Source organism: Kitasatospora sp. NPDC058492 (assembly GCF_042720685.1).
Taxonomy (GTDB): domain Bacteria; phylum Actinomycetota; class Actinomycetes; order Streptomycetales; family Streptomycetaceae; genus Kitasatospora.
In genome coordinates this window covers 33,851-44,770 of sequence record NZ_JBHXMU010000072.1, presented here as the reverse complement: position 1 = coordinate 44,770, position 10,920 = coordinate 33,851, and the positions used below count along the sequence as shown (strand labels likewise).

The 10,920-nt window shown below is 70.3% G+C and carries 11 protein-coding genes; 7 read left to right on the top strand and 4 right to left on the bottom strand.

Annotation, left to right across the window (positions count from 1 at the left end; all coding sequences use genetic code 11):
* Together ACFWPI_RS33665 and ACFWPI_RS33660 are read right to left on the bottom strand one after the other, a co-directional pair.
* A partial coding sequence (locus ACFWPI_RS33665) for a hypothetical protein (RefSeq protein ID WP_380425226.1) occupies positions 1-196 on the bottom strand: 196 nt, incomplete at its 3' end.
* 154 nt (positions 197-350) lie between these two features.
* Positions 351-851 (bottom strand): hypothetical protein, encoded by a 501-nt coding sequence (locus tag ACFWPI_RS33660; protein WP_380380687.1) that lies wholly within the window; start codon positions 849-851, stop codon positions 351-353.
* Between the two features lie 327 nt (positions 852-1,178).
* Here ACFWPI_RS33660 and ACFWPI_RS33655 point away from each other — a divergent pair, with 327 nt between their 5' ends.
* The 7 genes from ACFWPI_RS33655 to ACFWPI_RS33625 all read left to right on the top strand — a co-directional run bounded on the left by ACFWPI_RS33655 (position 1,179) and on the right by ACFWPI_RS33625 (position 8,665).
* The gene (locus tag ACFWPI_RS33655) at positions 1,179-1,934 is read left to right on the top strand and encodes an alpha/beta fold hydrolase (RefSeq protein WP_380380685.1); all 756 of its coding nucleotides are present in this window, start codon (positions 1,179-1,181) and stop codon (positions 1,932-1,934) included.
* The gene (locus ACFWPI_RS33650; RefSeq protein WP_380380683.1) at positions 1,927-2,385 is read left to right on the top strand and encodes a MarR family winged helix-turn-helix transcriptional regulator; all 459 of its coding nucleotides are present in this window, start codon (positions 1,927-1,929) and stop codon (positions 2,383-2,385) included. The genes ACFWPI_RS33655 and ACFWPI_RS33650 overlap by 8 nt, the downstream gene beginning before the upstream one ends.
* Positions 2,386-2,759: 374 nt before the next feature.
* Positions 2,760-3,242, top strand: a complete 483-nt coding sequence (locus ACFWPI_RS33645) for an HIT family protein (RefSeq protein WP_380380681.1) — start codon at positions 2,760-2,762, stop codon at positions 3,240-3,242.
* Positions 3,243-3,786: 544 nt separating this feature from the next.
* Positions 3,787-4,434, top strand: a complete 648-nt coding sequence (locus ACFWPI_RS33640) for a hypothetical protein (RefSeq protein WP_063352637.1) — start codon at positions 3,787-3,789, stop codon at positions 4,432-4,434.
* Positions 4,435-4,909: 475 nt separating this feature from the next.
* Positions 4,910-5,281 carry a hypothetical protein gene (locus ACFWPI_RS33635; protein WP_380380679.1) on the top strand — a complete coding sequence of 124 codons (372 nt, stop codon included), beginning with the start codon at positions 4,910-4,912 and terminating at the stop codon, positions 5,279-5,281.
* A 38-nt stretch (positions 5,282-5,319) separates the two neighbouring features.
* Entirely contained in the window at positions 5,320-7,260 is a 1,941-nt protein-coding gene (locus ACFWPI_RS33630) for a tetratricopeptide repeat protein (protein ID WP_380380677.1), read from the top strand.
* Entirely contained in the window at positions 7,253-8,665 is a 1,413-nt protein-coding gene (locus ACFWPI_RS33625) for a serine/threonine-protein kinase (protein WP_380380675.1), read from the top strand. Before ACFWPI_RS33630 ends, ACFWPI_RS33625 begins: the two co-directional genes overlap by 8 nt.
* 127 nt (positions 8,666-8,792) lie before the next feature.
* Here the strand turns inward: ACFWPI_RS33625 and ACFWPI_RS33620 are convergent, their stop codons facing one another.
* Positions 8,793-8,996, bottom strand: coding sequence for a cold-shock protein (locus tag ACFWPI_RS33620; RefSeq protein WP_063352633.1), 204 nt, complete (start codon positions 8,994-8,996; stop codon positions 8,793-8,795).
* 184 nt (positions 8,997-9,180) lie between these two features.
* Positions 9,181-10,899 carry an ABC transporter family substrate-binding protein gene (locus tag ACFWPI_RS33615; RefSeq protein ID WP_380377981.1) on the bottom strand — a complete coding sequence of 573 codons (1,719 nt, stop codon included), beginning with the start codon at positions 10,897-10,899 and terminating at the stop codon, positions 9,181-9,183.
* Positions 10,900-10,920: the final 21 nt, after the last annotated feature.

Genomic DNA, 10,920 nt, shown 5'->3' with positions numbered 1-10,920 from the left:
GACCAACCGCCTGACAGCCAGCCCGGACAGAACCGGGCAATACCTCCGCCCGAAACCCCTCGCGGCAGCCTAAATCGGTATCGAACACCCTCTGACGGTCGCCGTCGGTGAGGTGGTAAAGGCCAACGCGTTCCAGGGCGGTGTAGAAGGGGCCGGCCTGTGGCAGCGGCCAGATCTCGGTGGACGGCGAGACCACCCCGACGAACCGTCCGGAGAGCCCGAGGCCGAACGCCGGCGGCCGGCGGCTGCACCTCGTCCGCGGACAGCGCGTCACGGTGACCGTGACCGGCTTCGGCGAGGAACCCGACACGGTGGTGGTCAGCCGGGACGCCGCAGCCGGACGCGTCACACTACGCCTGACCGGCGAGCATCTGGAACTCCATCCGGACACACGGACCGCTTCCACCGCGCCCTGGCATGCCGGAACGTGGACAGGACGACACCGGCCCAGACCGACCAGTCAGCGGCCAAGACGCTGGAACAGCTCCACTGTTGTCGGCCCGGCCCTGGGCAGCGGGGTCGGCGGGGGCGGGGACCAGCAGGGCGCGCAGTTGCTCGGCAGCCTGGTCCTGTTCGGCCGGTTTCAGCCCTTCCAGGAAGTCGGCCAGCCGGGTCTGCCAGGTGTGTTCCTGTCGCTGTGCGAGGGCTGCCCGTTCCTGCGGGGCTGCGGCTTCCAGTTCCTGACTGGTCCGGTCGAGGCGTGCCTGGGCGAGGCGTTCGTCCCCGGAACGGGCGAGGCCCAGCAGGCAGGCGATCCGTTCCCGGGTGGCCGCCCACACGCCCGTTCCGGCGGCCTGGACGATCCCGGCGCCCCCAGCCGGGGCCAGCGCGCTCAACGCCTCCGACAGCATTCCCGGCTACCCCCCTGCCCCCCGGTGGTCAACCGGACGATGCGGCCGGCGGGTCGGGCGCGGTGGTCCCGGTGCCGGACGCCCGAGACCCCATCGAGCGGGTGGTGCCGCGCGAGCAGCCGACCGGGGCCGTGGCGACGATCACGGCGACGGCACCGAAGGACGCTGGACCGATGCCTTCGAGGCGGCCCGCGGCCTGGCGACCGCCTTCTGCGCGTTGGGGCGGCTCGCACCGCGCCCGAGGCCGGGCGAGTCCAGGGAGAACAGGCCAGGAATATGACCTGGACCACATATGTCACGACACATGTGTCGTGTAATGTGTCCGATATGAGCACTTCAGAGAAGAATCCGACCCTCGTCTTCATCCCCTGCCTCTCCGGCGCCCCGTGGAGCGCCGAACAACTGGCCCCCTACGGCGAGGCGCCCAAACGGACGCTGCGCCTACCCGAGGGCGTCGACGACATCGAGCGCTACGCCGACCACCTCGAGAGCGCGATCGCGGACCTGGACGACTACGTGCTGGTCGGCGACTCCTTCGGCGCGAACATCGCCCTCGCACTGGCGACCCGCCGCCCGCCGGGCCTGCGCGCCCTCGTCATGTCCGGCGGCTTCGCGGCCAACCCGGTCGACTCGAAGCCGTGGAAGGCCCTGATGCAGGCGATCGGCAGGGCCCGCGGGCCGCTCTACCGGCAGCTGACGCTGCGCGCCCACGCCCACCGCCTCACCTCCCCGTACGACGGCGAGGGCCAGACGCCCTGGAGCCAAGCGCGCAGCCGCGAACTGTTCCTCGCCAACACCCCCGCCACCTCCTTCGGCGCCCGCCTGCGGGCCGTCCTCACCGCCGACTACACCGACGCGCTGGACCGGGTCCAGGTCCCGACCCTGATCCTGACCCCCTCCCACGACGTGCTGATCGGCGAGAACGCCTCCAAGGTCATGCTCGCGGGCATCCCCGACGCCCGGGAGGTCGTGCTGCCGCGCACCGGCCACATGTTCCGCTTCTCCCACCCGGTCACCTACGCCGCCGCGGTCAACGACTTCCTCGCCACCCTGCCGACCACCCGACAGGACACCGATGCGTAAGGCCGAACACCTGCGGTTCGCAATCCTGGCGGCCCAGCGCGAAGGCAACCGACTGCTGATCCAGGCCCTCAAACCGCACGGCATCACCCCGTCACAGGCCGAAGTGCTGCGCCTGCTCCAGCAGCACGGCACCTTGAGCCTCAACGGGCTCGGGCAGCTCCTGGTGTGCGAAAGCGGCACCAACCCCAGCCGGCTCGTCGAACGCGTCGTCGCGGCCGGACTGGTCGAACGCCGCACCGACACCGCGGACCGCCGCTACCTCCAGCTCAGCCTCACCCCCGAAGGCGAACGCCTGGCCACCACCGTCGCCGGGATCGAGGAATCCCTCTACACCGCGATGGACACCGCCTGCCAGGACCTGGACACCGACGCGATGCTCACGTTCCTGCACAACTTCATCGACCCCCTGCCCTCAGGCAAGGCCCTCAACAAACGCCTCGCCCTCGACTGACACCCCACCCCCACCCGACACCACGGCCCGCACGGGCCCGCACGGGACCGGCCGACCACGCACCGGAAAAGGAACGACCATACGGCCCGAAAACACCCTGACCATCGACGCACACGCCACGCGTTGAACGACAGTATCGGGCCCGCCTGCCCGAGGCTGCGACGAAGTGACAAGTAGACAGCGGCGCTCCGCCCACGCTCGCGGTTTCCCTCTCGCCTGAGCGCACGGGACGCAGGCCGGACGCGCTGTCCGGTGCGCATCTCGGGCGCCGCGGCGGCACGTCTCGAAGTGATGGAATATCAGTCGTCCTGCCGCCCGCCGCTCGGCGCCTCTACGCTCCGCCGAGCAGCCAAGTGACCTGGTATCCATGGGACATGAAAGATTGGAAAGAAGATCGGATCGCTGCGGCCGAGCGTGCTGAGAACCCCACGGTGCTGGCCCGGATGCGGACCGGCTGGGCTGTGATCGGCGACACGCAGCACCTTCCCGGGTACTGCCTGCTGCTGTACGCGGGCACTGCGAACCACCTGACGGATCTGCCCCGGGACGAGCGGTCCCGCTTCCTGCTCGACCTCTCTCTCCTGGGGGAGGCTGTCGAGGCTTCGTGTGGCAGGCGGGACCAGGCCTTCCGTCGGCTGAACTACGAGGTGCTCGGGAACTCGTGGGAGCACCTCCACGGTCACATTCACCCGCGCTACGAGTGGGAGCCGCCGCGCCTTCTCCACAGCCCGGTGTGGTGTTACGGAGATGAGCGGACTGCCCCGAAACACCGTTTGGGTCCGCAGCATGAGGAACTGCGTGCGGAGATCGCCCACGCCTTGACGGGCATTCTTTCCGAGGCCTACGAGCAGGCGTAGCCCAAGCAGGCCGAATGGCCGGAGACAAGTCCGCCGCCGAGACTCTGATCCGCACGGTTCGGCCGAGCACTGCCGGCTGAACGCCGACCCATGAGGAGCCGTCACGACTCTGAGACTGGGATCGCCTGACACGGAGTGGGACAACCGGAGGTGTGCAGGTCAGGGCCTCGCCGGCTGACACCGGGGCCGACGAGGTGTAGCGGCGAGTGCGCGAGCACGCCCGTCCCGCCCGGCCGGTAGCCGCGCTGACCGGCGAGGACGGGGAGCTCCTCAACACCTGGTGCGACCGGTTCGGAAAGGCTGCCTGATGACCACGCCCACGACCAGCGGCGTCGACCCGGCCCGCACCGCCCTGCGCGCGGCTCGCCCCACCGCCCGCACGAACGGCGACGCCACAGGCTGCGTGCACGGCCAACCTTCTTTTTGTACGGGGGAGTTGGGAGTTGTGAGTGTGCGGTGGAGGCGATCGGGGCATGATCTGACAAATGCATGCCAGGTGTCGGCGGCGTGACCGCCTGACGCCTCCCCTCCCCGAGGAGTCCTCTTGGCGAACACCTTCCTGCGGCGGCTGTCCTTACCCGCCGCGCTCGCCGTCCTGACCGTGGCGGCTTCGGCCTTCGGCGCCGGCACGGCCCACGCGGCCGAACCGGGCGGCCCGTGCGACCCCCGCGTGGACCGGTACGGGCTGTACGAGGTCTCGACCGCCGTCGTCGACCCGGTGCTCACGCACTGGAAGGGCATCACCATCGCCCCCGGCACCACCGGCTCCATCGAGACCACCGTGACCGAGGTCCAGAACGTCAGCACCACGTTCAACGCCTCGACCGAGATCAACTCGGAGGTGGGCGCGTTCTTCGCCAAGGTCTCCATCAAGGTCGGGTTCTCCGTCCAGAACACCAAGTCCAGCACCAGCACGTGGTCCCAGAAGGTCACGCTGAACTTCTCCCGCCCCGGCGACTACGCGGTGTTCAAGGGCACAAACCGCGTCCAGGGCAAAGCCGACGCGTACGTCTGCCTCCCCCGCTACCCCCCGAGCAGCGACCCCGGCGACGGGTACTGGGCCTACGCCTTCGGCTCCCACCCCACCTACAGCACCTTCGACGCCGAGATCGAGGGCACTGTCTCCTGCGACACACCGGTCTCCCCCGGCACCGTCCAGGAGCTCGCACGCAACAAGCTCGTCTGCCACTGAGCGCCCCCCACCCGGGACCGGCCCCAGCCCTGGCCGGCCCCGGGCGGCGGCGCCGGGCACACGGAGCCGTCAGAGTCGGCATCGAGGGCGGAGGCGGAGGCCAGCCGGTGGCCGGCGGAGGCGGCCTGACGGAACACTCGGAGGCCGGCCGGCGGCTGGAACCTGCCTCCGCCCAGCCCCGTGAATCCGATGGGGCAGCTGCCGTTGTGCACGAGCACTGGTGTGCTGCCCGCCAGCACGTAGCAGGTGTGGACGGTTTCGACGGGTGATGTCGTACGCGGGCTGGGAGGTCTTCCCGTCCGCCGGCTGCCCAAGCTCGATGCCCGCCGCCGTCGCCTGCTGCGCCGATCCCATGGCGATCTTCTGACGGTCAGTCATAACGTTTTGGTCGCAAGGGGAACAGGGCGCGCCCTGCTGCCGTCCTATAAGGATGCGGAGCACTCGCGTCGGTTCGATCCTAGGGGGAATCGCTGTGGTGGAATCCTGGTTTGCGGTGGAAGCAGGCGGCCCCGACGCTGTCCTCGACCTGCGCGACTGGCTGGCCGACGAGCCGGCGTTCCGCGGCCGGGTTCGCGTCGCGGCGGCGACGCCCGGTCCGGGCGAGCTCGGGTCCTGGTCCGACACCCTCGTCGTGGCGTTGGGGGCGGGCGGCACGCTCACCACTCTCGCCGCCTCGCTCAAGGTGTACCTGAGCCAGCCCCGCACCAGCAGCATCAAGCTCAAGACCGTGAATCCGGACGGTACCCGCACCGAGGTGACGGCCGAGCACGTCGCGCGTGCCGATGTGGAGTCGGTGCTCAAGGCCGCCCTGCACTCCGGTCGGCGGACCGACGACGTTTCGGACTGACCGTGTTCCGGCTTCCCGACGCCTCTCGCTCGTGGGCCGTGCTGATCGGCACCGCGCACTACTCGCACCAGGGCGGGCCTGCGGACGTACCGTCGATCACGAACAACGTGCTGGACTTCCGGGATGTCCTGATCGAAGGACAACCGGGCGCGTTCGCACCCGAGCGCAGCATCACCGTGCTGGACCCGCGACAGCCGAGGGACCTCGGGCTGCCGCTGCTGAACGCGGCGGCAGCCGCCGAGGACGTGCTCCTGGTCTACTACTCCGGCCACGGCCTGATCGGGTCCAAGAAGGGGGAGCTCTACCTCGCACTCACCGAGACCGACCAGAGCATGCCGTCCCTGACGGCCTGCCCGCTCGATGTCATCCGGGAAGCCTTCCAGGCCAGTCCGGCACGCGTGCGGGTACTCATCCTCGACTGCTGCTTCTCCGGCCGCGCGGTCGCGGGCGGGCTGTCCGGGGGCACCCCGCCGGTGGCCGAACAGTTGGAGATCGCCGGCGCGTACACGCTGGTCTCGTCGCCGCCCAACTCGCCCTCCCGCTTCGAGGAGGGCAAACGGCACACCGCCTTCACCGGCGAGTTGCTGCGCGCGCTGCGCAACGGGGTCGACGACGCCGGTCCCGAGGGAGTGTCGCTGGGCGCGCTCTTTCCCCACCTGAGACTCGCGCTGCGCTCGCGGGGGTGGCCGGAACCGGAGCAGTGCGGCACCGACACCGCCGCCAATCTGATCCTCAGCCGCCCGCGGACCAGACGCCCCACTCGGGTGGGCCCGGGCGAAGCCGCCGACAGCCGCCGCGGACCGGTCACGGAAGGCCAAGGGCCGGTCACCGAAAGGCAGCGCTTCCAATCCCTCGTGCAGGCCGGGCGGCGACTCGGCCAGGGCGGCCACGCGCGGTCCGCCGCCTCGGAGCTGGGCAACGTCCTCGACGAGATGACACAGATCCTGGGCTCCGACGATCCGGACACCCTGGCCGGGCGAATCGAGTACGCCCAGTGGCTGGGCGCCGCCGGCCAGGTCCGCGAGGCGCTGGACCTGTCCACGGCGGCGGTGGGCGCGTTGACCCGGGTGCTCGGCGTCGACAACCGGGTGACGCTCGTCGGCCGTGCCCAGCTCGCCCACTGGACCGGGGAGGCCGGGCAGCCGGTGGAGGCGGCGCGCCTCACCGGCGAGGTGGTCACCGATCTGGTCCGCGCCCTCGGCCCGGACGACCGCGAGACACTCCTGGGCCGGGGCCGACTGGCCCACTGGATAGGGGTCTGCGGCGACACCGGCTCCGCCGCTCGGCTCACCGACCTCCTGGTGACGGACCTGCACCGGGTCTTCGGAGCGGAGGATCGCGACACGCTGGTCGGGCGGATCAACCAAGCCCAGTGGACGGGACGGACCGGCCAGACCCGGCAGGCCGTCCGCCTGCTCGACTCCCTCGTCCCCGACCTCTACTGGCTGCTCGGCGCCGACGACCTGCACACACTGATCGGCCGGGCCCGGCTCGGCCAGTGGACCGGCCTGTCGGGTTCGCCCAAGGGCGCCCGCGGGCTGTTCGCGGCGGTGGTGCCGGACCTGAGCCGGGTCGCCGGGCGGGACGCCCGCGAGACGCTCCTCGCACGCAGCCAGCACGCGCACTGGACCGGCGAGGCCGGCGACCCGCGCACGGCGATCGCCCTCTTCCGGCAGCTGCTCGACGACCTGGACTGGATCCTGGGAGAGCAGGACGAGGTGGCCCTGGTGAACCGCGCCCGGCTCGCCCACTGGACCGGTGCGGACGGAGACGTCCGCACCGCGCTCCGCATCTTCCACGAGGTGCTGCCGGACCTGCGCCGGACGCTCGGCCCCGACCACCCCGAGGTCCGTGCGAACGAGGCCCTGCTGGCCCGCTGGCGCCGTCGGGCGGACCGGCGGCTCAGGTCGGAGATCCTCTTCGGTCGCGGACACCGGAGCACCGACCGACGCGGTTTCGGGAAGTGGAGCGATGGCTGAACCCGACGACCGGACCGGCATGCCCGACGGGCTGGCGCCGCTCTCCTCCAGGGACCGCCGGGAGCTGGGTGCCTACCGGCTGCTGGGCCGCCTCGGTGCGGGCGGCATGGGGATCGTGTACCTCGCGCGCTCGGCCACGGGCCGGGCCGCGGCCGTCAAAGTCCTGCGCCCGGAACTGCTGAGCGAGCCGGAGGCGCAAGAACGCTTCCGGCGCGAGATCGCCGTGGTGTCACGGATCCCCGAAGACTTCACGGCGCCGCTCCTGGACGCGGAGGCCGACGAGAACGGCGTCTGGATGGCCACGGCCTTCATCCCGGGGCTCTCCCTCCAGCAGAGCGTCAACGCCTTCGGCCCGTTCCCGGCCGACTCGCTGTACGCGCTGTGGTACGGACTCCTCAGGGCCCTGCACTCCGTGCACGAGGCCGGCGTGGTGCACCGGGATCTCAAACCGTCGAACGTCCTGCTCACCGCGCAGGGCCCGCGACTCATCGACTTCGGGGTCTCGATCATGGCCGACTCGACCAGGCAGACATCGACCGGAGTGATCATCGGAACCCCGGGCTACCTGGCCCCGGAACAGGTCACGGGACGGCCCGTGCGGCCCGAGACCGACGTCTTCGCCCTCGGAATCGTGATGGCCTTCGCAGCGACCGGATCGTCACCCTTCGACGGGGACAACCTCGTCAACGTGATCTACAACGTGCTCCACGGCGAGCCCCGGCTGTCCTCGCTGCCCGCGGACCTCGACGGCTGGGTCCGTACCTGCCTGAGCAAGGACCCCGCCCACCGGCCAACAGCCGAGGGCCTGCTCAGATCGCTCTCCGACCGCCGAATCACCACCGCACAGCGGCAGCTCGCCCACGGAGACTGGCTGCCCGACGCCATCTCCCGCGCCACGCTGCGGCGCGCACAGCTCGTCCTCGACCTCGACCGCCCATACCAGCACTCACCGGACCGGGCCCTGGAACCGCCGCCGAATCCCGCCACGGCCGAGACGATCCTGCGACCCGCTCCAGGAGGGCCGACCGTACGACTCCGACCAGTCGGCATGCCGACCGGGGCGGTCCTGCCCCTGCCACCTCGGGACACGACGACCGTGCGCCTCGGCACACACGGGTACCCGCAGCCCGCACCGCAGCCCGCACCGCAGCCCGCACCGCGACCCGAGCAGCCGCCCGCGTTGCCGGCCCCCCCACCGAACCCCCCACCGATTCCCCCCTCTGCCTACCTGCCCGCATTGCTGCCACCGCCGCCCGCGGAGCCGCCGGGTGGACCAGGCTCAGCCCCCGAGGTCCTGCTGCGCACCTTCGCCTCCCCCATGGAGGCCGAACTTCCGCCGCCTCCCCGCACCGGCCTGCGCCGCCGCTGGTTCCGCCGCCTGTCTGCCTGGCGCGCCCGAGGATGACCGCCCGTCCCGTCCCGGTCGACGTCCCGGTCGACATCCATGCCGACAGCCCATGAACCGGCACGACCAGGTCTGAGCATGACGAACGCCCCGTACCAGAGCGGTACGGGGCGTCGTGCTGCGAAGGTCAGGCGGGGCGGATGTGCTCGGCCTGGGGGCCCTTCTGGCCCTGGGTGACGTCGAAGGTCACCTTCTGGCCCTCCTGGAGCTCACGGAAGCCCTGCGAGTCGATGTTGGAGTAGTGGGCGAAGACGTCCGGGCCGCCGCCGTCCTGCTCGATGAAACCGAAGCCCTTCTCGGCGTTGAACCACTTCACGATGCCGGTGGCCATGTGCTGCTCCCTGGTCGGGGACGGGATACGCGCTGGTGCGTACCCCTGGGGTTGAGGTGATCGCCCTGGTCCTCCGACTGCCGATGCTGCGGTACTTCGGATCCACGACTGCTGACTCAAACGATACCCACGACAGCAAGGATCATGCAGCCGCTCGGCCCGCGAGATCGCCGGGGCAGTGGTGCTACTTCTGCCAGCCGATGGTCTCGGGCAGCGGGCTGTAGAAGATGGTGGCACCGACGTTGGCGAGGCCCTTCCTGATGCCGTAGGTGGAGGGGCCGCTGTAGAGCGGCAGGAAGGCGTACTGCTGGAGGGCCTTCTGCTCGACCTTGTTGACGGCCGCGATCTGCTGGCCGAGGTCGGCGATCTCGCCGGTGGCGCGGATCTCCTTGTCCAGCTCGGGAGTGCCGGTTCCGGTGATGTTGGAGTCGCGGTCCGAGCAGTAGAAGTCGCACAGGTAACGCGCGCCGAAGGGGTCCGTCGAGCGGTTGCCGGAGATGAACAGGTCGAAGCGGCGGTCGCTGAGCACCTTGGAGAAGTCGTTCTCGGAGACCTTGTTGACGTTCACCTTCACGCCGACGGCCTTGAGCATCGCGGTGAACGCTCCGGCGGTGGCCTTCTCGATGGGGTCGTCGCCGAGCAGGGTGTAGCCGAGTTCGAGTTGCTTGCCGTCCTTGGCGCGGATGCCGTCGGCTCCGGGCTTCCAGCCGGCCGCGTCCAGGGTCTTCCGCGCCTCCTGCGGGTCGTACTTCAGGACAGCGGCGACGTTGTCCTGGTAGCCCTGCTGGAAGCTGTAGAGCACCGCCGAGCCGGGCAGCGGCTCCGTGTAGTCGAGGCCCTGGAACCGGATCTTCGTTATCTGCGGACGGTCGATGCTCTCCTGCACCGCCTTGCGGACCTGGACGTCGCCGAGGAACGGGGACTTGGCGTTGAGGTACAGCGCGTACTCGAAGGGGCTGCCGCCGCTGCGGATCTCGGCGTCCTTGACCGTCTTCACCTGCTTGAGGTTCTCCGCGGTCCCGACGGGGGCGTAGTCGAGTTCGCCGTTCTTGAAGGCGTTGATCGAGGCGGCGCTCTCCAGGTTGACGTAGACGCGCTTGTCGAGCTTGCCCGGCCGGCCCCACCAGTTGGGGTTGCGCACGAAGGTGATGTTGCCGGAGTGGTCGTCCCAGGTGCCCACGGTGTACGGTCCGGTGCCCCATTCGGGGTGGGCCGTCTTGACGTACGCCTTGTTGAAGTTGTCGACGGTGGCGGCCTGGGGGTGCAGGAAGGTGGTGAACAGCGCGGACCAGGAGGCGTTGACGCCCTTGAAGGCGATGACCGCCTGTTTGTCGTCGGCGCCCCGGGTGACGGAGGTGATGCGGTCGTAGCCGTCGGTGGAGGAGGCCGCGTAGTCCTTGTCCGAGCCGTTGTCGGCCTTCCAGGTGGCCTCGATGGCCCGCCAGTCGATGGGGGTGCCGTCGTTGAAGACGGCCTTGGGGTTGAGGGTGATGACGACCTTCTGGTCGCCGCCCTCGACGGAGACCTTCACGTCGCTGTAGTAGTCCGGGTTGTACTGGACCTCGCCGGTGGGCGAGTAGGTGATGGCTCGGGCGTTGTACCAGGCCCAGATCCGCGAGGCGTTCAGGGTGCCGTTGACGTTGAAGGGGTTGCCCTGCTCGTCGAAGGTGCCCGCGGTGGTGTAGGTGCCGCCGTCCTTGATGTTCTCGTACGGCTGGGGGTTGTAGTCGGTGACCGAGGACGCGGCCTTGGCGGCGTTCGTGGCGTTCGTGGCGTTCGGCCCGGAGGATCCGCCGGAGGATCCGCCGGAGGGTCCGCCGGAGGGGGACGAGGAGGAGCACGCGGTGGCGGCGACCGCGACGGCCGCGGCGAGCGCGAGGGGCAGGGCGAGCTTCCGGCGCATGGGATGTCCTTGGTGGGAATC